Source organism: Mesorhizobium qingshengii, from assembly GCF_027563465.1.
GTDB lineage: Bacteria > Pseudomonadota > Alphaproteobacteria > Rhizobiales > Rhizobiaceae > Mesorhizobium > Mesorhizobium qingshengii_A.
On record NZ_JAPFQA010000002.1, the window covers coordinates 725,699 to 749,648 of the forward strand.

Annotated in this window: 25 protein-coding genes; 12 read left to right on the forward strand and 13 right to left on the reverse strand. The window is 64.5% G+C overall.

The window, feature by feature from the left end; translation table 11 throughout:
- Positions 1-71: 71 nt before the first annotated feature.
- The 3 genes from OOJ09_RS08190 (at position 72) to OOJ09_RS08200 (ending at position 4,611) form a co-directional block, all read left to right on the forward strand.
- Entirely contained in the window at positions 72-2,726 is a 2,655-nt protein-coding gene (locus tag OOJ09_RS08190) for a DNA translocase FtsK (RefSeq protein WP_269904698.1), read from the forward strand.
- Positions 2,727-2,878: 152 nt separating this feature from the next.
- A complete protein-coding gene (locus OOJ09_RS08195; RefSeq protein ID WP_256752001.1) occupies positions 2,879-3,559 on the forward strand; it encodes an outer membrane lipoprotein carrier protein LolA in 681 nt (226 codons plus the stop codon).
- A 245-nt stretch (positions 3,560-3,804) separates the two neighbouring features.
- Positions 3,805-4,611: an exodeoxyribonuclease III gene (locus OOJ09_RS08200; RefSeq protein WP_269904699.1), complete on the forward strand. Its 807-nt coding sequence runs from the start codon at positions 3,805-3,807 to the stop codon at positions 4,609-4,611.
- A 95-nt stretch (positions 4,612-4,706) separates the two neighbouring features.
- Here OOJ09_RS08200 and OOJ09_RS08205 read toward each other — a convergent pair whose 3' ends face one another.
- Positions 4,707-5,162 carry a cyclic nucleotide-binding domain-containing protein gene (locus tag OOJ09_RS08205; protein WP_269904700.1) on the reverse strand — a complete coding sequence of 152 codons (456 nt, stop codon included), beginning with the start codon at positions 5,160-5,162 and terminating at the stop codon, positions 4,707-4,709.
- 222 nt (positions 5,163-5,384) lie between these two features.
- Positions 5,385-6,068, reverse strand: coding sequence for a response regulator transcription factor (locus OOJ09_RS08210; protein ID WP_091576052.1), 684 nt, complete (start codon positions 6,066-6,068; stop codon positions 5,385-5,387).
- 96 nt (positions 6,069-6,164) lie between these two features.
- Here OOJ09_RS08210 and OOJ09_RS08215 point away from each other — a divergent pair, with 96 nt between their 5' ends.
- Positions 6,165-6,749 (forward strand): L,D-transpeptidase family protein, encoded by a 585-nt coding sequence (locus OOJ09_RS08215; protein ID WP_269904701.1) that lies wholly within the window; start codon positions 6,165-6,167, stop codon positions 6,747-6,749.
- 95 nt (positions 6,750-6,844) lie between these two features.
- Here OOJ09_RS08215 and OOJ09_RS08220 read toward each other — a convergent pair whose 3' ends face one another.
- Positions 6,845-7,081 (reverse strand): hypothetical protein, encoded by a 237-nt coding sequence (locus OOJ09_RS08220; protein WP_269904702.1) that lies wholly within the window; start codon positions 7,079-7,081, stop codon positions 6,845-6,847.
- Positions 7,082-7,244: 163 nt separating this feature from the next.
- Here OOJ09_RS08220 and gcvA point away from each other — a divergent pair, with 163 nt between their 5' ends.
- Positions 7,245-8,177 (forward strand): transcriptional regulator GcvA, encoded by a 933-nt coding sequence (gene gcvA / locus OOJ09_RS08225; RefSeq protein WP_269904703.1) that lies wholly within the window; start codon positions 7,245-7,247, stop codon positions 8,175-8,177.
- 25 nt (positions 8,178-8,202) lie between these two features.
- Here gcvA and OOJ09_RS08230 read toward each other — a convergent pair whose 3' ends face one another.
- The 7 genes from OOJ09_RS08230 to tsaD form a co-directional block, all read right to left on the reverse strand.
- Positions 8,203-8,949: a glycosyltransferase family 25 protein gene (locus tag OOJ09_RS08230; RefSeq protein ID WP_269904704.1), complete on the reverse strand. Its 747-nt coding sequence runs from the start codon at positions 8,947-8,949 to the stop codon at positions 8,203-8,205.
- An 18-nt stretch (positions 8,950-8,967) separates the two neighbouring features.
- Entirely contained in the window at positions 8,968-9,384 is a 417-nt protein-coding gene (locus tag OOJ09_RS08235; protein WP_269904705.1) for a DUF1761 domain-containing protein, read from the reverse strand.
- 52 nt (positions 9,385-9,436) lie between these two features.
- Positions 9,437-10,093, reverse strand: coding sequence for a class I SAM-dependent methyltransferase (locus OOJ09_RS08240; protein WP_269904706.1), 657 nt, complete (start codon positions 10,091-10,093; stop codon positions 9,437-9,439).
- Positions 10,090-10,515, reverse strand: coding sequence for an EVE domain-containing protein (locus OOJ09_RS08245; protein ID WP_269904707.1), 426 nt, complete (start codon positions 10,513-10,515; stop codon positions 10,090-10,092). Before OOJ09_RS08245 ends, OOJ09_RS08240 begins: the two co-directional genes overlap by 4 nt.
- Before the next feature lie 100 nt (positions 10,516-10,615).
- Positions 10,616-10,912 carry a YciI-like protein gene (locus tag OOJ09_RS08250; RefSeq protein WP_269904708.1) on the reverse strand — a complete coding sequence of 99 codons (297 nt, stop codon included), beginning with the start codon at positions 10,910-10,912 and terminating at the stop codon, positions 10,616-10,618.
- 37 nt (positions 10,913-10,949) lie between these two features.
- Positions 10,950-11,981, reverse strand: a complete 1,032-nt coding sequence (locus OOJ09_RS08255) for an NAD(P)H-dependent glycerol-3-phosphate dehydrogenase (protein ID WP_269904709.1) — start codon at positions 11,979-11,981, stop codon at positions 10,950-10,952.
- Entirely contained in the window at positions 11,978-13,063 is a 1,086-nt protein-coding gene (gene tsaD, locus OOJ09_RS08260; RefSeq protein WP_269904873.1) for a tRNA (adenosine(37)-N6)-threonylcarbamoyltransferase complex transferase subunit TsaD, read from the reverse strand. The genes OOJ09_RS08255 and tsaD overlap by 4 nt, the downstream gene beginning before the upstream one ends.
- A 225-nt stretch (positions 13,064-13,288) precedes the next feature.
- Between tsaD and hemC the strand changes: the two genes are divergently transcribed.
- From hemC to OOJ09_RS08295, 7 genes are all read left to right on the forward strand, one after another.
- Positions 13,289-14,215 carry a hydroxymethylbilane synthase gene (gene hemC, locus OOJ09_RS08265; protein ID WP_269904710.1) on the forward strand — a complete coding sequence of 309 codons (927 nt, stop codon included), beginning with the start codon at positions 13,289-13,291 and terminating at the stop codon, positions 14,213-14,215.
- 2 nt (positions 14,216-14,217) lie between these two features.
- A complete protein-coding gene (locus OOJ09_RS08270) occupies positions 14,218-14,934 on the forward strand; it encodes a uroporphyrinogen-III synthase (RefSeq protein WP_269904711.1) in 717 nt (238 codons plus the stop codon).
- A 111-nt stretch (positions 14,935-15,045) separates the two neighbouring features.
- Entirely contained in the window at positions 15,046-16,491 is a 1,446-nt protein-coding gene (locus OOJ09_RS08275) for a COG4223 family protein (protein ID WP_269904712.1), read from the forward strand.
- Positions 16,492-16,501: 10 nt separating this feature from the next.
- Entirely contained in the window at positions 16,502-18,100 is a 1,599-nt protein-coding gene (locus OOJ09_RS08280; RefSeq protein ID WP_269904713.1) for a heme biosynthesis protein HemY, read from the forward strand.
- Positions 18,101-18,136: 36 nt separating this feature from the next.
- Entirely contained in the window at positions 18,137-18,616 is a 480-nt protein-coding gene (locus tag OOJ09_RS08285; protein ID WP_269904714.1) for a TerB family tellurite resistance protein, read from the forward strand.
- Between the two features lie 15 nt (positions 18,617-18,631).
- Positions 18,632-19,369 (forward strand): glutamine amidotransferase, encoded by a 738-nt coding sequence (locus OOJ09_RS08290; RefSeq protein ID WP_269904715.1) that lies wholly within the window; start codon positions 18,632-18,634, stop codon positions 19,367-19,369.
- A 434-nt stretch (positions 19,370-19,803) separates the two neighbouring features.
- The gene (locus OOJ09_RS08295) at positions 19,804-20,373 is read left to right on the forward strand and encodes a pyridoxamine 5'-phosphate oxidase family protein (RefSeq protein WP_269904716.1); all 570 of its coding nucleotides are present in this window, start codon (positions 19,804-19,806) and stop codon (positions 20,371-20,373) included.
- Positions 20,374-20,403: 30 nt separating this feature from the next.
- Here the strand turns inward: OOJ09_RS08295 and OOJ09_RS08300 are convergent, their stop codons facing one another.
- The 3 genes from OOJ09_RS08300 to OOJ09_RS08310 all read right to left on the reverse strand — a co-directional run bounded on the left by OOJ09_RS08300 (position 20,404) and on the right by OOJ09_RS08310 (position 23,918).
- Positions 20,404-20,586 carry a hypothetical protein gene (locus OOJ09_RS08300; protein ID WP_269904717.1) on the reverse strand — a complete coding sequence of 61 codons (183 nt, stop codon included), beginning with the start codon at positions 20,584-20,586 and terminating at the stop codon, positions 20,404-20,406.
- Between the two features lie 831 nt (positions 20,587-21,417).
- Entirely contained in the window at positions 21,418-22,656 is a 1,239-nt protein-coding gene (locus OOJ09_RS08305; RefSeq protein WP_269904718.1) for an MFS transporter, read from the reverse strand.
- 161 nt (positions 22,657-22,817) lie between these two features.
- Complete coding sequence (locus tag OOJ09_RS08310) at positions 22,818-23,918, reverse strand: pyridoxal phosphate-dependent aminotransferase (RefSeq protein WP_269904719.1); 1,101 nt, start codon at positions 23,916-23,918, stop codon at positions 22,818-22,820.
- Between the last annotated feature and the right edge of the window lie 32 nt (positions 23,919-23,950).

Here is a 23,950-nt window from a genome sequence, read left to right on the forward strand (position 1 = left end):
GATAGTCTGACATCCGAATCTGCCGGAGTGCGCCATGCACCCGCGCGAGGCAATGACAGACGGGGAAGAGCATGCGTTCAGGGGCTTCAGCACCGCTCGCGCTGACCGATACGGGGCACGGCATGCAGGCGTTCGCGCGGCGTCAGGTCGGCCGGCTGGTCGGCGCGGGTCTGTTCGCGCTGGTCGCCTTCGGCGTCGCCAGCCTTGCCACCTGGAACGTCGCTGACCCGAGTTTCTCGCACGCGACAAACAACACCGTCACCAACGCCATGGGCTATGCCGGCGCGGTGTTCTCCGACCTTGCCATGCAGTTCTTCGGCCTCGCCGCCGTCGCGGCGCTGGTGCCGGCTGTCATCTGGGGGTTCCTGCTGTTTTCGGCGCGCGGCGTCGACAGGCTGCCCAGGCGCGGCTTGTCCTGGTTCGGCTTTGCCCTGCTGGCCGCTGCCATGGCCGGCTGCGTGGTGCCGCCAAAGACCTGGCCGCTGCCGACCGGCCTCGGCGGCGTGTTCGGCGACATGGTGCTGAAGATACCGGGTGTTGTCATCGGCGGCTATCCGACCGGTCTTGTCGCCAGCATCATCGCCATCTTGCTGGCGGCACCGGCGTTGTGGCTCTTCGCCCATGGTTCGGCGCTGATCGGACGCAAGAACGGCTTCGCCGTCATGGAGGACGAGCCGGCCGCGGATCCGCGCGAGGACGACCTTTTGTTCGACAATGACGAGGACGAGGGCGACGAAGGCATTCTGGCGCTTGGCGCCATCACCCACTGGTGGCTGTCACTGCGCGCCTGGATGCACCGCCGCGCCGTGCGCCGCAGGCAGGAGCGGGACGAATACGAGCCGGAGATGGAGCAGCGCTCCACGGCCTGGCGGCGCGCCGCCGAACGGGTCGAATCGGCCGAGTTCGCCGAATCGCGGATGAGCCAGGACGGCCGCGCCCGCGTCGAGCCTGAATTCTTCGCCGCCATGGTCAATGACCGCAGCGCCTCGCTCGACCCCGATGATGCCGACGTGTTCGAAGCCGATGACGACATGGATTTCGAGCCCGCCAGCCAGCGGCGCGCGGCGCCGACCGCCAGGGTGCAGCAATTCCGCTCCGATGCCGCCACCCGTGTCGAGGCGCCGGCGCCGCGTCCGGCTCCTGGCGCCCGCGTCCAGCGCGAGGCGCAGACATCGCTGATCGGCTCGGAAAAGTTCGAAATGCCGTCGCTGCATTTCCTGTCCGAGCCAAAGAACGTGGTGCGCGATGCCAGCCTGTCCAAGGACGCGCTGGAGCAGAACGCGCGCCTGCTCGAGGGCGTGCTGGAGGATTTCGGCGTCAAGGGCGAGATCATCGCCGTCCGCCCCGGTCCGGTGGTCACCCTCTACGAGCTCGAACCGGCGCCCGGTATCAAATCGTCGCGCGTCATCGGCCTGTCCGACGATATCGCCCGCTCGATGAGCGCGATCGCCTGCCGCGTCGCCGTGGTGCCCGGCCGCAACGCCATCGGCATCGAGCTGCCCAACGCCAAGCGCGAAACCGTCTATCTCCGGGAAATCCTGGCCAGCCGTGACTTCGAGACGACCAAGGCCAAGCTGGCGCTGGCGCTGGGCAAGACCATCAATGGCGAGGCGGTCATCGTCGACATCGCCAAGATGCCGCACGTGCTGGTCGCCGGCACCACCGGCTCGGGCAAATCGGTCGCCATCAACACCATGATCCTGTCGCTGCTCTACCGGCTGACGCCGCAGGATTGCCGGCTGATCATGATCGATCCGAAAATGCTGGAACTCTCGGTCTATGACGGCATCCCGCACCTGTTGACGCCGGTGGTCACCGACCCGAAGAAGGCGGTGGTGGCGCTGAAATGGACCGTGCGCGAGATGGAGGACCGCTACCGCAAGATGTCGAAGGTCGGCGTGCGCAACATCGACGGCTTCAATGCCCGTGTCAGCCAGGCGGACAAGAAGGGCGAAAAGATCTCGCGCACCGTGCAGACCGGCTTCGATCGCCAGACCGGCGAGGCGATCTACGAGACCGAGAATCTCGATCTCGAGCCGATGCCCTATATCGTCGTCATCATCGACGAAATGGCCGACCTGATGATGGTCGCCGGCAAGGACATCGAAGGTGCCGTGCAGCGCCTGGCGCAGATGGCGCGTGCCGCCGGCATCCATGTCATCATGGCCACGCAGCGCCCGTCGGTCGACGTCATCACCGGCACGATCAAGGCCAATTTCCCGACCCGCATCTCCTTCCAGGTGACGTCGAAGATCGACAGCCGCACCATCCTGGGCGAGCAGGGCGCCGAGCAGCTGCTCGGCATGGGCGACATGCTCTACATGGCCGGCGGTGGACGCATCCAGCGCGTCCACGGCCCGTTTGTCGCCGACGAAGAGGTCGAAAGGATCGTCGCGCATCTGAAACTGCAGGGCGTGCCTGAATATCTGGACGCCATCACCGAGGACGACGGCGAGGACGACGACGAGCCGTCCGGCAAGGGCGGCTCCGGAAGTGGCGGCGGCAACAGCAATTTCGAGGATTCCGACGATCCATACGATCAGGCGGTTTCCGTGGTGCTGCGCGACGGCAAGGCTTCCACCAGCTATATCCAGCGCCGGCTGGGCATCGGCTACAACCGCGCCGCCTCGATCATCGAGAAGATGGAGAAGGAAGGTATCGTCGGCCCGGCCAACCACGCCGGCAAGCGCGAGATCCTGGTGCCGACCGAAGACGACAAGTTCTGACCAGGAGTCCTGGCCTTCGACATCGTCCTGTCCGGCAACCTTGAACCTTTCAGCGCGTTGAAGCGATCGAGGGGCGCCCGCCCCGCCAAACTTCAGCCCAACTGGGGGTCCAAGGACCAGAACAACTCAGGAATCAGATGAGAGTGACCGACATGAAAAATGCTCCTTCAGTGCTCAGCGATCTTGCTCCCAGCCGACGCCAGCTGCTTGGCCTCGGCCTGGCGTTCGCAGGAGCCGCGGCCTTCAACGTGATGCCCGGGTTCCAGTTGCTGGCCTCGGCGCAGGCGGCCGTGCCACCGGCCGCGCAGAAGATCGCCGACCATTTTTCCTCGGTCAAATCGATGAGCGGCGAATTCGTGCAGTTCGGCCCCAAGGGCGAGCAGACCGGCGGCAAGTTTTTCCTGGAGCGGCCGGGCAAGATCCGCTTCAACTATGACGGTGCCTCGAATTTCAAGGTGATTTCAGACGGCAAGTCGGTGGTCATCCTGAACAAGAAGCTCAACACGTCCGATCTCTATCCGCTGTCGAAGACGCCGCTGAAGCTGCTGCTCGACAACAGAATCGACCTCTCCGGCGACCGCGTCAAAAGCGTCAAGGAGGAAGACGACCTCACCACGATCCAGCTCGCTGACAAGTCGGTGTTCGGCAATGCCAGGATCACCATGATGTTCGATCCGAAAACCTATGATTTGCGGCAATGGACGATCACCGACGCGCAAGGCAAGGACACCACGGTGATGATCTTCAACACCAAGGAAGGCGTCAGCTTCGCACCTGATACCTTTGCCATCGACTACACCGCCAACCGCGAGCTGAACACCAAGACGCGGTAGATTCAGGTGATGCCGGTCTGCAAATGACGGTTTCCTGCGCTTCCGGTGCTCGCGTACTTCAAGTACGCTCCGCTCCGGTTCTCGGAAACCACCTTGTTTGGTCGCTTCGCGCCCGTCTTCGACTCCGACTCGGCCTGACCTGAATCCCAGCTGCCGCTGGTGCGAGAGGAAGCAGCACGCGCATGCTGGCTTGTCTTTGCGGCGCGCGGCTGGCAGTAGTTCGGGACCTCTTTCCGGACCGCCGAATGCCCTTTTCGATTGCCACCTGGAACATCAACTCCGTGCGCCTGCGCATGCCGATCGTCGAACGCCTGCTTGTCGAGCATGCACCCGACGTGCTTTGCCTGCAGGAAACCAAGGTTCCCGACGAGCTGTTTCCCGAGAAGGCGTTCCGCAAGCTCGGCTACGAGCACATCGCCTTCCATGGCCAGAAGGGCTATCACGGCGTCGCGACGGTGGCGCGGCGGCCGATCGAGGTGGTCGAAAAGCGACGCTTCTGCGAGATCGAGGACAGCCGGCATTTGTCGGTGACAGTGCGGGCCGGCGGCAAGGCGATCCTGCTGCACAATTTCTATGTTCCGGCGGGTGGCGACGAACCGGATCCCGTCATCAACAGGAAGTTCAAGCACAAGCTCGATTTCGTCGCCGAGATGAATGCCATCCGGGCCGAGCATGACGAGGTGTCGGGCTCGGTGCTGGTCGGCGACCTCAACATCGCGCCGCTCGAGCACGACGTCTGGTCGCACAAGCAGCTGCTCAACGTGGTCAGCCACACGCCGGTCGAGACGGAGAGTTTCGAGGCGATGCGGCTGGCCGGCGACTGGGTCGACCTGATGCGGCTCAACGTGCCGCATGAACAGAAGCTCTACACTTGGTGGAGCTATCGCGCACAGGACTGGGAGGCGTCGAACCGCGGCCGGCGGCTCGACCATGTCTGGTCGTCACCGAATCTGGTGCCCGATTTCGCCGGCTACGAGATCCTGCGCCCGGCGCGCGGCTGGGAGCGGCCGTCGGACCATGTGCCGGTGATCGCGCGGTTTGATCTTGAATAAGATCGGCCGTCAGGGGGTCGACGATTGAAGCCGCTGTACAGCCCCGCCGGCATCTTCCGCACCGCTGCGACGCTCGGATGCTTCGCCGCAGTGGCTCAGCCCGAGAAGCGCGGCGCCAGGCTCTCGATGCGGCGGATCATTGCCTGGAAATCCTCCAGGATGCGCTGATGCAACTGCACGGCCACTTCCGGGTATTCCTCGAGGATGCGGCGGAACATCTTGCGGCTGAGCCGGATCACTTCCGAATCGATCTCGGCCGACGCGCTGGTCAGCCGGTTGGTGTCGGCGATCAATGCCAGTTCGCTCAGCATCGTGCCGGGGCCGGCCGTGCCGATCGGGATGCGTTCGCCATTCTGCTCGCGATAGAGCACGATGCGCCCGCTGACCACGATATACGCCGAATCGGCCTCGTCGTCCTCGCGGTAAAGCTTGTGGTCGGCCTGCAGCAGGGTGGTCTCGGCGCCGAAGGCGAGCAGGCGCAACTGTTCCTGCGTGAAGCCTTCGAAGAGCCTCACGGCGGACAGGATGCGGATGTCGTCATCCAGCGCCATCTAGCTTTGTCCCCGAACGGTCAGTCCAATCCCTCCTTTAGAGCGCCGCGCGTCTTCTTGGACGCGCAAAGGACGCTCTAACATTTTTCAATCTGCGCATCGTGCTTTCCAAAAATCGAATCCGATTTTTGGGCCGATGCGCGGAGTCGATCCAGAACCCCCTCCAACAGGATCGTACCCGAAAGCAGCCCCGCCCCGGCCGCTCATTGGATAATGAAATGTTTAAGGAACCAGCTTGTAGCCGCCGCTTTCTGTCACAAGAATTTCCGCATTGGAAGGATCACGCTCGATCTTCTGGCGCAGCCGGTAGACATGGGTTTCCAGCGTGTGCGTGGTGACGCCGGAATTGTAGCCCCAGACTTCCTCGAGCAGCACATCGCGCGTCACCACCTTCTGGTCGGCGCGATAGAGATATTTGATGATCGAGGCTTCCTTCTCCGTCAGCCGCACCTTGGCGCCGCGCGGGTCGATCAGCAGTTTCTGGCTGGGCTTGAAGGTGTAGGGGCCGACCGAGAAGGTGGCGTCCTCGCTCTGTTCATGCTGGCGCAATTGCGCGCGGATGCGCGCCAGCAGCACGGCGAAGCGGAACGGTTTCGTCACATAGTCGTTGGCCCCGGCCTCGAGACCTAGGATCGTGTCGGAATCGGTATCGTGGCCGGTCAGCATGATGATGGGCGCCTTGTAGCCGCCCTTGCGCAGGATCTTTACCGCTTCGCGGCCATCCATGTCGGGCAGCCCGACATCCATGATGAGCAGATCGATGAGGCCGCCGCGCGCCGCAGCGACGCCTTTTGCCGCAGTCGATTCCTGCAGCACGTCGAATTCCTCGTAAAGGGACAATTGCTCGACCAGCGTGCCGCGCAGGTCGTCATCGTCGTCGACGATCAGGATGGTGCGTGAAGTCATGGATCAATCCGTTGTTTTGAAAAGAAAATTCAATTGACCACTGCCTGTTTATGCGGAAGCTGACCGGCACAACAGCCGATCACAGTGATTTGTTCCATGGCACGATCATACAAGAAAAAACGCGAGCGCAATGCAGCCGGCGCAATTTTGCCAAAAGGGCTGCGCGTGCTGACCGTGCGGGCCAGGCCCGGCCATCCAAGCCAGGGCCTGCTGCAGGCTGGCGCAACGGTATTTGCCTGTGCGCTGGGGCGTGGCGGCATCTCGGCCGACAAGCGTGAAGGCGACGGCGCCACGCCGCTCGCCTCGATGCGGATCCTGTCGGGCTATTTCCGGGGAGATCAGTTCTCTGGCGGCCGCAAGACCCGCCTGGCGATGGCGCCGATCGGGCCCGATCTCGGCTGGTGCGAAGTGCCTGACGATCGCAACTACAACCGGCCGGTCAAGATCCCCTATGGCGCCAGCCACGAACGCATGCGGCGCGACGACCGGCTCTATGACGCCTGCCTGGTGCTCGACTGGAATCTATCGCCGCGCCGGCGTGGACGCGGCAGCGCCATCTTCTTCCACCTGGCACGCCCCGGTTTCACGCCGACGCAAGGGTGCGTCGCGGTGACGGCACGCACGATGGCGCGGCTCTTGCCGCTGCTGTCGGACCGGACGGTGATGAGGGTGGTAAGGTAGGGAATAGGGAATAGGCAGTAGGCAGTAGGCAGTAGGCAGTAGGGTGTGGCTCCGCTGTTACCTGATTTCCCCTACCGCCCTACTGCCTTAATCCCCTATTTCCGTGGCTGCTGCCAGCCGATGTCGAGGAGACCCAGCCGCCCCATCTCGCGGTCCATTGCCCGCGCGATGTCCTTGCGCCTGGCGCCAACATCGCGCAACTGGCGATCGGACAGGTCCTCGACGTTCTGGTGCGGAAGGTTGATCGCGACCCTGGCTTGACGCAGCCAGTCGAGGGTGGCGGTCAGCCAGGCCGGCCGGGCAGGGGCAGAGTTGAGAGCGATTTGCGACATGACATGATCCGTTTACCGGACATCAAATCCGGTTTGATGGTGTTTCGATACACGCATCATGCCCGATTGAAATCCAAGCAGGAAACGAGTAGTTTTTTCCCTATCATCAAGTTTTATTTGAGGATGCAGAGGCCGTGGGCCGCTTCGACCAGGGCACGCACTGATGGCAACCCTCCTGCCGGGAACCCGGGCGCTCAGGACGCTGGAGGCAGCGGCCCGGCATCTCAATTTCACTCGCGCCGCCGACGAGCTCGGCCTGACGCCGGCCGCCGTCAGCCACCAGATTAAGGAAATCGAGGATCAGCTCGGCATCGTGCTTTTCACCCGCACCAGCCGCACCATCCGGCTGACGGAGGCGGGCACGGTCCTGTTCGAGGCCGCGACCGACGCGCTCGACCTGCTTGGCCGGGCCGCCATGCGGGCGCGCAAGATGGCGCGCGGGACGGAATTCCTGAAGGTGACACTAGACGCGCAGTTCGCGGCCAAATGGCTGATGCGGCGCGTCGAGGATTTCCGCAAGCAGAGGCCGGGCATCGAGCTCAGATTCGACATCGCCTACGGATTGCGCGATTTCGACCTCGACGATGTCGATGTCGGCATCCGCTTCGGCGTCGGCAAATATCCCGGGCTTTGTGCGCACCGCCTGTTCGACAACATCATCATTCCGGTGTGCAGCCCGAGCCTGCTGAAATCCGGACCGCCCTTGCGGGAGCCGCGCGATCTCTTCAACCATACGCTCGCCCATATCGAATGGGCGCGCCAGGGCGTGACATGGCCGAACTGGCGGATGTGGATGGCGGCGGCCGGCGTCGATGATTTCGACGACAGCCGCACCGTCGTCTTCGGGACGTCCACGGATGCGGTCCAGGCGGCGCTCGACGGCAACGCCGTGGCGCTCGCCGATTTCGCCATGGTGGCAAACGACCTTTCCGAAGGCCGGCTGGTGCGGCCCTTCGAACTCAGCATCAGGGTCGCGCCGGAATTCGCCTACTTCCTGGTCTATCCCCAGGCCACGGCTGACGATCCCCGCATCGTCGCCTTTCGCGAATGGATTCTCGAGGAGGTGGCCAGGACGCGAACCACGGACAAGGCATAGGCACGGCCGCCGCCTGTCCTTTTGCTCAGGAGCGGGCGTTGTGGCCGAAAATCATGCGGTTGTACTTCTTCCAGTTCCACTGCAGTTTCTTGTACAGCAGCGGACGCGATTTGCCGGCAACGGAGGTCTGGAAAGCGCCGTTTTCGCTGCCCTGCTCGGCAATCGGCCGTTCGAACCACAGCATTTCAATCCCCAGTTCGTCGTCCATTTGTTCGATCTGATGATCGATCGGCCTGGATATCTTGTTCCGGGCGATCCAGGCACAACGGGCTTCTGCGACAGGGCGGGTGATGAGGTAGGAATCGGCGCATCTGGCATGGAGCGCCGGATAAAGCTTCTGACCCCTGCGCAATTTCCAGATCGGCGTGTAGTAGTTGCTGCCATTGCCAAGGTAGATGACGGCCTTGCGCATGGGGTCGCCGAGTTCGGTCAGCCCTTGCCGGAACTTGGCGACAAAGTCGCGGGCGAGGAAGACATCATCCTCGAACACCAGGCAATAGGGCAGGTCGGTCTCGAGGAAGTCGCGCCAGATGCCGACATGCTTCAGCGCCAGCGAGACGCGTGCCGGATGGACAAAGTCGGGGGCAATCAGCTCGGCGCGGATGTCCGGGGTGACCTCCGGCTGGTCCCAGTCGGTGTAGAAGTAAACCGGCACCCCGCGCCGCTCGAACTCCTTGACGATGTGCCGACGCCGATCCTCGTAGCCTTGCTTGACGTGACAGACCCGGGTGAACACCAGGTCGCGAGGGAATCCGGACTCATCCGCCAGCATCAAAGCACCGCCGTCCGTTCAGCTTGCCGCGGCGCCGAACCAGCCGATCACCGCGCCGATGATCAAGAGCACGCCGAGCCAGTGGCCGCCGTCGATGAGGGTCAGGTCCCAGCCGAAATTCTCGTAGCGATGGTTGACCGAGAGCGTTGTCGCGACGAAACCCAGCCAAAGCACGAAGCCGAAGACCAGTCCGGCGAGCCATGTCGGCTCACCGCCGGTCATCGCCCCGACGACCAGGGCCATTATGTAGGCCATGACCAGCTCGGCGATGAAGCTGGTGACGAAGGGCAGCGGCGATTTCTTCATTGTCGCCGGATCGAGTTTTGCGGCCTTCAGCCACGGCTTGCTCAAGGCCATGTACCAGGCGGCGCCGAACAACCACGCCACCACGGCGGCGGCGACCACCGCCAGCCAGTTCACCGCTGAAAAATCCATGAGCTTCCCCCTCCAGATGCAGATTTATGGAAACGCCTGTTCGGCGACGGCGTCAAGCAAACCGCCAGACGGTCGTGCGTTTGACCAGGGAATCTTCCAAGGCCCGCGTGACGGCGACTTCATAGACCGCGAGCGGTTCCAGCCCGGCCTTCGGCATATACGACCGGCCGGGATCGCCGACGAGGATCTCGGCGCCGCGCGCCTTGAGTGTCGCGAACCACGGCATCAACCGGTCGGCGAAGGATTTGTCATAGAAAACGTCGCCGGCCAGGATCACGTCCCAACCCGCGTCGGTCCCGATGCAATCCGTGCCGAGGAAGTCGATCGCGACGCCATTGGCTTGCGCGTTGAGACGGATCGCGGTCGCGCAGAACGGGTCGATGTCGGCGGCGACAACCCCAACGGCACCCGCCCTGGCGGCGGCGATGGCGACAAGGCCGGAGCCGGAAGCGAAATCGAGCACGCGCTTGCCACGCACTGTATCGGGATTGTCGATGACATAGCGCGCAAGGCCTTGGCCTCCGGCCCAGGCAAACGCCCAGAAGGGCGGTGGCAGCCCGATCTCGACCAGCTCATCCTCGGTCCGCTGCCACAAATCATGGGCTTCGTCGGCAAGATGCAGAAGAAGCTCCGGCACGTGCGGCGGCGCCATCAGCGCCGTGTTGTCGAGAATGAACTGCCTGGCGCTGCCTGGCGTAAGCGCTGTCACGGAGCGGGAGTCAGGCCGCCCATGCGGCAGACTTCCTTCCACTCGGCCGGCGTCACCGGCTGCACCGAAAGCCGCCCTAACCGCACCAGCGCCATTTCGGCAAGCTTCGGGTTGGCCTTGACCTGTTCCAGCGTCGGCGGGTTCGGCACATCCGTGAAGGCGCGGATGTCGACGCATTCCCACCGCGGATCGTCCGACGTGGTGTCGGGATGGGCAAGCGCGCAGACTTCGGCGATGCCGACCACGTTGAGCCCCTCGTTGGAATGGTAGAAGAAGCCGAGATCGCCGATCTGCATCGCCTTCATGTTGTTGCGCGCGGCATAGTTGCGCACGCCATCCCATTGCGTGCCGGCCTTGCCCTTGGCCTTCAACGCCTCGAAGGAGAAGACCGAGGGTTCGGATTTGAACAGCCAGTAGTTCATTTGCTCCTCCTGGACTCTTTATCTTGACGCAATTGCGGACGGAAAACCGTTTCACACTTTTCCTGGAATTGCTCTGGCGTTCGCTCGCCGTCGACCGGAATTAACTAGCCGCCGGCTTGTTGAACGTCCAGTTCCACTGGCGGATTTCGACGCTTTCGAACAGTCCGGCCCTGGCGTAGGGGTCGGCGGCCGACAAGGCTTGCGCTGCGGCCAGGTCCGGCGCCTCGACGACCACGAGGCTGCCGTTGGGCTTGCCTTCGGCATCGAGGAACGGACCGGCAAAAGCCAGCTTCTTGTCGCCGTTCAATCCCTCCAGAAAGGCAACATGCTCGGGCCGCGTGTCGAGGCGCACCTGCAGGCTTCCGGGCTTGTCCTTGCAAATCAGAGCAAACAGCATGGTCTTCTCCTGGTCGTTGGATCAAAGGTCGTGGGGATCAATCGTTGGTTTCGGTCTTCAGCGGCCGGGTCATCAAGGCGGTCACAGCCTGCTGGATGGTGATGGTGCCGTCCAGTATGGCCGCAACGGCGGTGATGATCGGCGCATCGATGTTGCGCTCGCTGGCGATGCGGGCGGCGATTGCCGCCGTCGGCACGCCCTCGGCCAGCGGCAGTCCGGCAAGTGGCTTGCCTTGCCCGAGCGCCAGCCCATAGGCGAAGTTGCGCGATTGGGCGGAGGAGCAGGTGAGCAGCAGGTCACCGAGGCCGGAAAGCCCCATCAGGGTTTCGGGCCTGGCGCCGAAAGCAGCACCGATGCGGCGCAGCTCGACGAAACCGCGCGTCACCATGGCGGCCTGGGCGCTGGCGCCAAGCCCGGCGCCGGTGACCGCCCCGGCGGCGATGGCGAAGACGTTCTTCAAGGCGCCGCCGATCTCGACACCGATGAGGTCGTCGCTCGAATAGCAGCGCAGGTTCTCGGCGGAAAAGCGGGCGGCGAGGTCGGCGGCCAGAGCTTCGTCGCGGGCGGCCACCACCACCGCCGTCGGCAGGCCTCGGGCGACATCGGTGGCGAAGCTCGGGCCCGACAGGGCGGCGACGGGATTTTGCGGCAGGATTTCCTCGACGATCGCCGACAGCAGGGCACCGGTGTCGCGCTCGATGCCCTTGGCGCAGAGAACGAGCGGAATGCCGCGCGGCATATGGTCTTTCGCGAGCGTCAGCGTTGCCCGCAATGATTGCGCCGGCGTCACCGCCAGCACGCAATCAGCGCCGGCGAGCGCTGTCTTGATGTCGCTCGTCGCCTCGATGCCGGGCGCGATGGCGATGCCGGGCAGATAGCGCGGGTTCTCGCCACGGCCGATCGAGGCGACGGTTTCCGGGTCGCGCGCGAACAGCCGCGCCGAATGGCCAGCGCGCAGCATGGCCAGCGCCAGCGCCGTGCCCCAGGCGCCGCCGCCGAGGACAGTGACGCGCCAGCCGCTTTTGCCCGGACTGTTCATGTCTCGGCTGCTCAGGGCTCGATCATTCATGCCTTGGCTCCGCGCCGGCCGGAACCGACCATCGGCGTCGAGATGCTGTCCAGCGGCCAGCGCGAGCGCGGCACGAAATCGAAGCCGTTCTCCTGCGCCATGCCTTCGCGCAACCGTTCGATGCCGGCCCAGGCGATCATTGCCGCATTGTCGGTGCAAAGCTTCAGCGGCGGCGCGACGAAGGTGAAGCCGGCCTCGGCGCACTGGCGTTCCAGCGTCGCCTTGATGGTGCGGTTGGCGGCGACACCGCCGGCGACGACCAGCGCCGGGTTCCTGGTGCCGGGAAATGCCTCGCGGAAGCGCGCCAGGGCGCGCCCGACACGGTCGGCCAGCGCATCGGCGACCGCCGCCTGGAACGAAGCGCAGATGTCTGCGACATCCTGGTCGCTCAAGGGGGCGATGGCGGTGGCCGCCTGGCGCACGGCGGTCTTCAAACCGGAGAAGGAGAAGTCGGGCTGCGCCGAACCCTTCATCGGACGGGGAAAGGCAAAGCGCGCCGCATTGCCGGCCTGTGCCGCCTTTTCGACGTTCGGTCCGCCGGGATAGGGCAGGCCGAGCATCTTGGCCGTCTTGTCGAAGGCTTCGCCGAGCGCGTCGTCGATGGTGGTTGCCCAGCGCTGATAGTCGCCGACGCCGCGCACGGCGAGGATCTGCGTGTGGCCGCCGGAGACCAGCAGCAGCAGATAGGGAAAATCGAGCCCGTCGGTCAGCCTTGCGGTCAAGGCGTGGCCTTCGAGATGATTGATGGCGATCAGCGGCTTGCCCGCGGCGGCGGCGATCGCCTTGGCCGTCATCAGCCCGACAATCAGGCCGCCGACAAGGCCGGGGCCGGCGGTGGCGGCGATGGCATCGATGTCGGCTAGGTCGAGGCCCGAATCGGCCAACGCGGCCTCGACGATGCCGTCCAGCGCCTCGACATGGGCGCGCGCGGCGATCTCCGGTACGACGCCGCCGAACGCGGCATGCTCCTCGATCTGGCTGAGCACGATGTTGGACAGGATTTTCGGCGCGGCATCGCCGTCCAGCGCCACGACGCTGGCGGCGGTCTCGTCACAACTCGTCTCAATGCCCAGAACGCGGATCAATTGGTCGCTGTCCCCAGAGATTGTATCGTCGGGCTTTCCCCGTTAGGAGGTCTGCCGGTATTCAGGTGATGCCGGCCTGCATATGGCGATTTCCGCGCTTCCGTGCCCGCGTACCCGAAGGTACGCTCCGCTCCGGTTCTCGGAACCACCATTTTCGGCCCGGCCTGACCTGAATCTCGACAGACCTCCATTTGCCCGGGGGGTTATCACGGACCGCGCGCCATGCAAACAATCTTGAGAATCGGAACACGCGGCAGCCCGCTGGCGCTGGCGCAGGCGCATGAAACGCAGGCGCGGCTGATGGCCGCGCATGGCCTGCCGGCGGCGGCGTTCGAGGTCGTCGTCATCTCGACCAGCGGCGACCGCATCCAGGACCGGCCGCTGTCGGAAGCCGGCGGCAAGGGGCTGTTCACCAAGGAGATCGAGGAGGCGCTGCTCGCGCGCAGGATCGACATCGCCGTGCATTCGTCGAAGGACATGCCGACGCAACTGCCCGACGGTCTGGAGCTCAGTGCCTTCCTGCCGCGCGAGGATGCGCGCGATGCCTTTGTGGGCAAGGCGGCGAAGACGATCGCCGACCTCCCGCAAGGGGCGAAAGTCGGCTCGTCGTCGCTGCGGCGGCAGGCGCTGATCCGCAGGATGCGGCCGGATCTCGACGTGGTGATGTTTCGCGGCAATGTGCAGACGCGGCTGCGCAAGCTGGACGAGGGCGTCGCTGCCGGTACGATCCTCGCCCATGCCGGACTGAAGCGGCTCGGGCTCGACCATGTCATCACCGACCTGATGCCGCTCGACATCTTCCCGCCGGCGCCGGGTCAGGGCGCGATCTGCATCGAGAGCCGCATCGGCGATCGTGACGCCGACAGGATGCTGGCGGCCATCCATGACGTGCCGACCGGACAGGCGCTGGCCTGCGAACGTGCCTTTCTGGCTGCACTCGATGGCTCCTGCCGCACGCCGATCGCCGGTCATGCCGTCATCGAGGCCGAACGGCTGTCTTTCGCCGGGCTGATCATCTCGCCCGACGGAACGCAGTCGCACACAGTCGAGCTGCAGGGTCCGGCGCGGGATGCCGCCCGCATCGGCGCGGAAGCCGCCGGGACGGTGCGGGCGAAGGCCGGCGAAAAGTTCTTCGACGGCTGGGCCTGACCATGCTTCGCGTTCTGGTGACGCGGCCGGAACCGGGCGCATCGCGCACGATGTCGCTGCTGCGGGACAGGGGCTTCGAGCCTGTCCTGTTGCCGCTCACCGAGACCGTCGCAATGCCCGTCGCTGCCGATCCGCTTGCAGCCGGCGCCGCGGCGGTCGCCATCACCAGCGCCAATGGGGTGCGCCATGCGCCGAAAGAAGTCATCGCGGCGCTTGCCGCCTTGCCCTGTCACGCCGTCGGCAAGAGGACCGCGGAGGCCGCCCGCAAAGCAGGGTTCTTGTCCGTCAGCGAAGGCCCAGGCGATGCCGAAGCCTTGGCTGACAGCCTGGCCGGCGATGTTCCGGGCAAGACCATCGTCTATCTCTGTGGACGGGTCCGGTTTCCGGCGTTCGAACAGAGGCTGGAAGCGGCTGGTGTCCCGGTCCAGGCCGTCGAGACCTATGACACGCTGGCGGTTGATTATCCGGACGAAGCCGTGCTTGCGCGTCTCTCGGGTGAACCCGCCGACGCGGTGCTGCTCTATTCGGCCAAGGCGGCTGCGGCGCTACAGGCCCTGATCTCGCGGCCTACTCTGCAACGGCTCTTTGAAAAGACACGGTTTTTCGCTCTTTCCGCGCGCATCGCCGCCGCCCTTGGCGATACCGCCGGCGAGAGACTCCGCATTGCCGAACAACCCGACGAGGAAACGCTGCTGGCACTTTTGCGGGCGCGGCGCTGAGCCGCGTCATCACACCGCCCCTTTTCACCGCTTGGTGATGTGCTAGACCCTTTCTGAACCATCAAGCGCCGCCCGGCGTTGAGACGAAGCGAATTTTTGCGGAGCCCCGGCATGGTCAAGACGCCGAAGATGCGACACTCGAAAAGCCGGCGTGAGCCGGTGACCATCGAACTCGAGCCCGGCGCAGTCTCGCGCATCGCCGACGAGGACGCCGCCAGGCCGCAAGCGGGCGCCGAAGAAACGCCGGCCGAGGTTCCCGAAGAACCGGTGCATGCCGACCAGACCGATCTCGAGCCCTGGGAGCATGCCGATGCCGCCGCAGGGGCGGCCGAGGCAGACGCGCCGGCGGATGCCGGGGCCAAAGCCGCCGAACCGGAGCTGCCTTATCCCGGTTCGGATGCGCCGCCCAACCGCGCCAAGACCTCCGACTACAGCTTTGAGGACGCAACCACCAGGACCGCCGAGACCAAAGCGGCGCCGGGGAAAGCCGACACGAGGGGCGAATCGATGGCAGTGCAGCCGAAGCGTGGCGGCCTCAACGGCATCGCCGCCGGCATCATCGGCGGTGTCATCGCGCTGGTCGGCGCCGGTGGCCTGCAATTCGCCGGCCTGCTCGGCGCGCCCGGCTCCGGGGTTTCGCTCGATGGCGTCAATGGCGAGATCGCTTCGCTGAAGACCGAGATTGCCGGGCTGAAGGAGGCGAGTGGCAACACCGACGCGTCGGCCAAGGTGGACGGGCTGTCGGCGGCGCTCGATCAGGTCAAGATGGACATCGCGGCGCTGAAATCGACGGTCGGATCCGGCGGCGCGGGCGACACCGCCGGGCTTGCCGCATTGGGTGACAAGGTCAAGCAGATCGAAACCGCGGTCGCCGCGCTTGGCAAGGCCGGCAGCGCGGCTCCTGTCGATCTCGGCCCGCTCAACGAGAAACTGGCTGGTCTCGATGCGCTGGTGAAATCAGCCGGTGAGGCGGCGACAGCGCAGGATGGCCGGCTCACCGCGCTCGAACAGTCGGTGTCGCAGCTTTCCGGCAAGGTCGAGGCAGCGGCAGGGCAGCCAAAAATCGCGCTCGCTATTGCCGCGTCGGCTTTGAAGTCGGCGCTCGAGCGTGGCGCGCCGTTCTCGGCCGAACTCGAGACCTTCGCGGCGATTTCGCCGGATGCGCCACAGCTGGCGACATTGCGCGCCTATGCCGAAGAGGGCGTCCCGACCCGCACCGAGATCGCATCGCAGATGGATGCCGCCGCCAGCGCGATGGTCGCGGCCGCGAGGCCCGTCGATGAGAATGCCGGCCTGCTGCAGAACCTGCTGTCGAGCGCCGAATCGCTGGTCAAGGTCAGGCCGATCGGCGCCGTCGAAGGGGCCGGCGCGCCGGAAACCGTCGCGCGCATCGAGGTTGCGGTCAATCAGGGCGACTTTGCCAAGGCGCTCAGCGAGTATGACACGCTGCCGCAGGCCGCCAAGGCCGCGGGCGCCGACTTTGCCGGCAAACTGAAGGCGCGCATCGAGGTCGAAACCCAGGTCGACGCACTGATCTCCGGCGCGATGAAGGCATGAGGGCAACACAATGATCCGCCTGCTCGCCTTCCTCATCGTCGTTTTCGCGCTCGGACTGGGTTTTGCCTGGCTGGCCGACCGGCCGGGCGACATGGTCGTCACCTTCAATGGCTATCAATACCAGGTCAGCCTGATGGTGGCGGCGGTGGCCGTCGTTGCCGTCGTTGCCGCGGTGATGATCTTCTGGTGGCTGGTCAAGTCGCTGTGGAACAGCCCCTATACCATCTCGCGCTATTTCCGCGTGCGCCGCCGCGACCGTGGCTATCAGGCGTTGTCGACCGGTATGATCGCCGCCGGCGCCGGCGACGGCGCGCTGGCGCGCAAGAAGACCAAGGAAGCGGCCAAGCTGATCCGTTCCGACCAGGAGCCGCTGATCCATCTGCTCGAGGCGCAGGCTTCGCTGCTCGAAGGCGATCATGAAGGCGCGCGGCAGAAGTTCGAGAGCATGCTCGACGATCCCGAAATGCGGCTGCTCGGCCTGCGCGGGCTCTATCTGGAAGCCGAACGCCTCGGCGACCGCAACGCCGCCAGGCATTACGCCGGCCGTGCCGCCGCCGTGGCGCCGCAACTGGCCTGGGCGGCCGAATCGACGCTGGAAGAGCTGACCGCGCGCGGCGATTGGGACGGGGCCCTGAAACTGGTCGACGCGCAGAAATCGACACGGCAGATCGAACGCGACGCCGCCAACCGCCGCCGCGCCGTGCTGTTGACCGCCAAGGCGCAGGCGCTTGCCGGCAGCGATCCCACTGCTGCCAGGACCGCGGCGATCGAGGCCAACCGGTTGCGGCCGGAGTTCGCGCCCGCCGCCGTTGCCGCCGCCGCGGCGCTGTTCAAGCAGAACGACGTTCGCAAGGGCTCGAAAATCCTCGAGACGGCGTGGAAGGCCGAGCCGCACCCAGAGATCGCCGAGCTCTATACCCATGCAAGGCCGGGCGATGCCGTGCTCGACCGCCTCAACCGGGCGAAGAAGCTGCAGGAGATGAAGAAGAACCACGCGGAGTCGTCGATGACGGTGGCGCGCGCCGCTCTCGACGCGCAGGATTTTTCGACCGCCCGCCGCGAGGCCGAGGCCGCGATCAGGATGGACCGCCGCGAGGGCGCCTATCTGCTCCTGGCCGACATCGAGGAGGCCGAGACCGGCGATCAGGGCAAGGTGCGGCAGCTCTTGTCCAAGGCGGTACGGGCGCCACGCGATCCGGCCTGGGTCGCCGACGGCGTTGTTTCCGAGCGCTGGGCTCCGGTATCGCCGGTCACCGGCAGGCTCGACGCCTTCGAGTGGCGGGCGCCGATGGAGCGGCTCGGTCAGCTGATCGACAGCCACGAAGATGCATCAGCCGGTCCGGTACCGGTCATTGAAGCGCTGGCAAAGCCGGCCAGCGAAAGGCCGGTCGAGGTGATCGATGACACCGGTCCGCGCACGGCAGCGGGCAAGGAAGCCGAGAGCCACGAGGACCATGTCAGGCCGATCACGGCGGCAGCCTTCGCCGCGGTGCCGGCCGATGCCGAGGCCGTCGAGCCGGCCGAGGAACTTGCGCGGTTGCCGGACGATCCCGGCGTCGATCCGGATGAAGAAGCGGAAAAATCGCCGCGCCGCTTCCGCCTGTTTTAAACCGGGTCGATTGTCCGGCTGTTTGGGAATGAATTGATGTTTGAACGCGTTCTATCATTTCTGAAGGATTTGCCGACCGGCTCCGGCACGCGCGCCAGCACGGACGACCCGCGCATCGCCGCGTCGGCGCTTCTCTACCATGTGATGAATGCCGATGGTGTGCGCCAGGATGTCGAGTGGGAACGGTTCAAGGCGGTGCTGGGGGAGAGCTACTCGATCAGTGGCGCCGAACTCGAAGCGCTGGCCGCGGCCGGCGAGCGGGCCGACAATGAAGCGATCGATCTCTATGCCTTCACCAGCGTGCTCAAGCGTCACCTCGATGCCGATGCGCGCAAGGCTTTCATCGGCCTGATGTGGGAGATCGTCTATGCCGATGGCGAACTGCATGAATTGGAAGACAACACCGTCTGGCGCGTCGCCGAGCTGATCGGCGTCGAACGCCGAGACCGCATCGAGGCGCGCCGCAAGGCAGCGGCGCAGGCACCGGGCGCCACCGGAACATCCGCAGACGAATAGGGTTTTCGCCTTCCCATGCCGCTCAGAACGAGTTCGAAGCCCAGGATCCTGATCGTGCTGCATCAGGAGAATTCGAGCCCCGGACGCGTCGGCCACATGCTCATGGAAGAGGGTTTCGATCTCGACATCCGCCGGCCGCCGCTTGGCGATGTCTTGCCGGAAACGCTGGATGGCCATGCCGGCACGGTGGTGTTCGGCGGGCCGATGAGCGCCAATGACGAGGACGAATTTGTCCGCCGCGAGACCAACTGGCTGGAGATACCGCTCAAGGAGAACCGGCCGTTCCTCGGCATCTGCCTGGGCGCGCAGATGCTGGTCAACCATCTCGGCGGCAGGGTCGAGGGTCACGGCGAAGGGCTGGTCGAGATCGGCTGGTATCCGCTGAAGGCGACCGAGGCCGGCAGGAACCTGATGCACTGGCCGGAGATGGTCTACCAGTTCCATCGCGAGGGCTTCTCGCTGCCCAGCGACGCGACGCTGCTGGCGACGGCGGAGACCTATCCCAACCAGGCCTTCCGCTATGGCGACAATGCCTGGGGCATCCAGTTCCATGGCGAACTGACCCGGATGATGATGCAGCGCTGGGTGGTGCGCGGCGCCCACCGTTTCGAACTGCCGGGCGCGCAGCCCGGCCGCGATCATCTCGGCGGCCGGCTGATCTGGGACATGCATCTCAAGCGCTGGCTGGATGAATTCCTGCGCATGATCTTCGGCAAGCCGGTAGGTGGCAAGAGTAAAACCCAATTACTCTGAACGGCCGAGCTTGATCCCGAAGGCGACTCACGTCTGCTGAGGCGTGGACGGCCGCTTTGCGCCTCTTCTCGGAAGTTTAGATTAGTTTTTACCGCTCCCCAAAGCCGACATCCAAGCACAGGGCTGTGGGTCGTGGTTGCTCGAATTTCCAACGGTCAACTATCGACCCAAAACGGTTCTTCGATCGATCGTTTACTGCTGGTCGTGGTGACCGAGGGCAAATGCGACGACGCAAGACCACTATTGGAGCCGCCTGGCCCGACTCAAAGTTAGCGATGGTAGTTCACCAAAGGTAGCTTGATAGCCATTTGCAAAATGCCCGAGATTCGAAAATCCACAACACAATGCCACGTTGGTGACCGAGGTGGTTTCAGTCGGAGATAGGGTAGGATCGCGAGCTAGCCGCGACCTCGGGGAGATTTGGTGGACTCACGGTGGAACGTCGCTGCGTTACGCAAGTTTTAAGCGATCGCATTCACCCTGGAGGACATGTTATGGCCAAGCGTCGAGAGCAAAAGACAGAGCTGACACCCGCCGAGGCGACGGACCGCATCTGGGAACTCGCCAAGCAAATCGACGTCTGCATGTTCGTGACCTGGGACGGCGAATACAATCGCGCTCGACCGCTCTCCGCGCGCGTCTCGCGTGAAGAAAGCGCCATCTACTTCCTCGTCAATGATGACAGCGCCAAGAACAAGCAGCTGTCGGCCTATCCGAAAGTGACATTGGCCTGGAGCGACAGCAGCCACTACAAATACGTCACCATTTCCGGTCCCGCCGCTGTGACCAATGACAGGAAGAAAATTGCCGAGCTTTGGGAGAAAACCGACGCGGCTTGGTGGGACAATGCCCACGATCCCGAGATCCGTCTGATAACGGTCAAGCCGGACGAAGGCGAATTGTGGGACAGCCCTGGACTGGTCGTTGCAACGGCAAAGATGGCGTTAGCGGCCCTCACCGGCTCCAATCCGGATGTGGGCGACAATGCTAAGGTCGATCTCTGACGACCGCCCGACAAGTGATCGTTGGACTTTTCAGGCGCTCTTCTTGCGTTCCGCCACTTCGACGCCAAGCCGGAACGCCTGGCCATCCGCATAGGAGCGTGCGTGACCTTCAGCCTCGAATGGGACTGTCAGCGTGTTGCCGTAGGCGGTAACGCGGACAGTCCATTTCTTGTCGCGAATGATCTCGACGGCGTGCTGCTCGGGCGATTCCATGATTTCCTCCACCATCACCAAGTGAGAGGGCGCAAAAATAGCGTCGTAAAGTCGTTTGAATGCGAACAATTACACACAGCCGTGTCGCAATGTTTTTTTTGAATCGACAGCGCGTGTCCGTAGGGCCCTTGCCGACGGCAATGGCCGGGGGCGCTTGAGCAACTTGGTTTCCTGCCCGAGCCGCTCTGACGTGACGGCCTAGCACGCTATCGTGTCTCGAATGTTCATTCCACTCAAGACCGGCCTGTGCGCAAGGGTCTGCTCAAGAGGCTAGAAAGAGCACCTCCAAACGAAGCGCTAATAGCCCGAAGGTAGGGAAGCAGCGACTGCAGCTCTCAAGTCTTGGTTCGAACTTGGCTTGTCTGCCCATCGTCCCTCTAGAAAAATAGGAACCGGGCTTTGCCCCCGAGTGAACAACAAATGGAATTTCTCGCTGGAAGTCGTTAGGGGTGAACGCCATCCGGCCGTGGACCTATGTACCGCGTGCCTTCCGGAAGTGGTCTGACACTCTCTAGTCGGTGCCCCACGAGAGAGCGGAGAGATTGCAGGGGCCACTACTCGTGCTCATACGGTTTGGTACTTGCTTGCAGTGCTTCGGGCGTTTCGCGCCCTTGCCCGGCTCCCCATAGAAGTGCGTCCGCGTCCAGCCCGTGCACTCGACTTCAATCTCACACCACATGCAGGGATTTCGAGGTCCACAGCCTAAAGGCAGCTTTCCGGTCGACGCTGCGCAACAACGGACGTTCAACTTACGGCCCAAAAATCAGCCGTAAGTCGGCGCAGCCTGATTGGCCTGAGCGTCGGATCCAGCGGCCTGGATCCGGCGTTGATTCAGTTTCGCCCGTCGAGATGGCGGACCTTGCGCAGTTGCGGGAACAGCACCATCCATAGCCCGGCGACGACGATCGCGCCGACGCCGCCGACCACGACAGCCGGCACCGTGCCGATCAACGCCGCCATCGTGCCGGCACGGAATTCGCCGACCTCGTTGGAGGCGCCGACAAAGACCTGGTTGACGGCGTTGACGCGGCCGCGCACATGGTCGGGCGTCCACAGCTGAATCAAGGTTTCCCGGATGTAGACGCTGAACATGTCGGTGGCGCCAAGGCAGGCGAGTGCGACGATCGACAGCCAGGTGATGGTCGACAGGCCGAACAGCACGGTGAAGGCGCCGAACGCCGCGACGAAGCCGAGCATGATCAGCCCCGCGTGGTTGCGGATCGGATGGCCGGCCAGCCAGATGGCGACGCAGATGGCGCCGACGCCGGGGGCCGAGCGCAGCAGGCCGAGGCCCCAGGGGCCGAGTTGCAGGATGTCGCGCGCGTAGACCGGCAGCAGCGCCGAAGCGCCGGACAAAAGCACAGCGAACAGATCGAGCGAGATGGCGCCAAGCACGATCTTCTCGCTCCATATGTAGCTGAAACCGCCGAACAGGTTCTGCAGCGTCGGCTTCTCGGTTTCCGTGCGCTGCGAGGGCTTCGGGATGGTGAAGATCAGCAGTCCGGAGGCAAGCATGAGCGCAGCGGCGGTGCCATAGGCGACTTCGGCCGACACGCCGTAGAGCAGGCCGCCGGCGACCGGGCCGACGATGGTGGCCGTCTGCCAGGCCGAGGAATTCCAGGCGATGGCGTTGGCGAAATCCTGCGGCGGCACCAGATTGGCGAACAGCGAGGCTGATGCCGGGCCGAAAAAAGCGCGGGCGACGCCGAACATGGCGAGCACGGCGAAGATCGGCAGCGGTCCGCTGATGCCGCGCAGCGTCAGGAGCAGCAGCGCCAGGGCATAGATGGCTTCGAGCAGCACCGCCAGCGCCATGATCAGCCGGCGGCCGAAGCGGTCGGCGACGACGCCGGTGACCAGCACCAGCACCAGCGACGGCAGGAACTGGACGATGCCGACCAGACCGAGATCGAGCGGATCGCGGGTCAGGTCATACATCTGCCAGCCGACCGCGACGGAAACGATCATGGTGGCGAATGTGGTGAGGAAACGCGCCGCCCAATAGCTCAGGAAAGGGCGGTGGCGGAACGCGGCGTAGCGCTGGTCCGGCGAGGTTCGTGCGGCAGTCATGGACGGAGGCCCCGTTGCGATGGCATCGGTTGGCGGGGCACTTCCACGATGGGCGCTGGTCCGGCCAATGGAACTTCTAACAAAGTTCGCGGCGGGATGTGCGTCAAAATCAGGAGGCGATCAAGAATTTTTCGGCCTGTCCGGCGGATCGCACGCGAAGTTTACCCGCGCAGCCCAGCGGAAATGGCATCGAGCCCGCCCCGCAATTGCGCCTCCGTCGGCCAGCCAAAGCCGACGCGGAAGAAGCGCTTCGGCATTTCGAACCAGTGGCCGGGTCCGACATAGGTGCCATGGGTCTCCAGCAGGTTCACATAGAACCGGTCGAGGTCGAAGCCGGCATCGACGTTCAGACGGGGAAAGCCGACGACGCCGCCTTCCGGCCGTACCCAGTCGACCAGCGGCTCGTTGTCGATCCAGGCCTGGACGATGTCGCGGCGCTTGGCCATTTCGGGCAACAGCGTTGCCAGGAAGGTGTCCCGGCGCTCCAGCATGCCGCGCGCGATGCCTTCGTCGATGACGCTGCCGCAGATGCCGATCTGCTCCTTGGCGGCGAGGAATTTTTCCTGGAGCGCCGCATCCCTGGTGATCAGCCAGCCGATGCGGATGCCGGGAATGCCGAAGGCCTTGGACAGGGACGAGACGCTGATCGCCCGCGGGCTCAGCGAGGCCGCCGAGGGCAGGCGCTTGCCATAGGAGAGATCGCGGTAGGTCTCGTCGACCAGCAGATGGCAGCCGCTGGCCTCGGCGATCGCCACCAGCGCGTCGAGTTCGGTTCGGCTCATCATCGTGCCGGTCGGGTTGTGCGGGCAGGTGACGCTGATCAGCCTGGTGTTCGGCTGGATGGCCGCCTTGACGCGTTCGACATCGATGGCGAAGCCGTCCTCGAAGGCCAGGTCGACAAAGCCGATGGCGCAGCCGATCGCCCTCGGGGTTTCGATGTTGGTGGCGTAGTTGGGCCTGATGACGACCAGATGGTCGCTCGCCGACAAAAGCGAGGTCGAGATGATGAACAGCGCGCCGGCGGCACCAGCGGTGACCAGGACATCATCCGGCGAGACGCCGGCGTCCTGCGCCGCGATCAGCGCGCGCAACTCCTTGTCGCCGCGATGCTCGCCGTAGAACAGCGTGAGATCGGGCAGGGACAGGCCGATGTCGGAGAGCTTCTGGTCGGCGATCGAACTTTCGGAGAGATTATAGCGGATCCGGTCGTAGCCGTACTCCTCCGGCGCCTCTTTCTCGATCACCATCCTGGTGTAGTTCATTGCTTCACCCCCCAAAGAACCTGTCCGGTTAT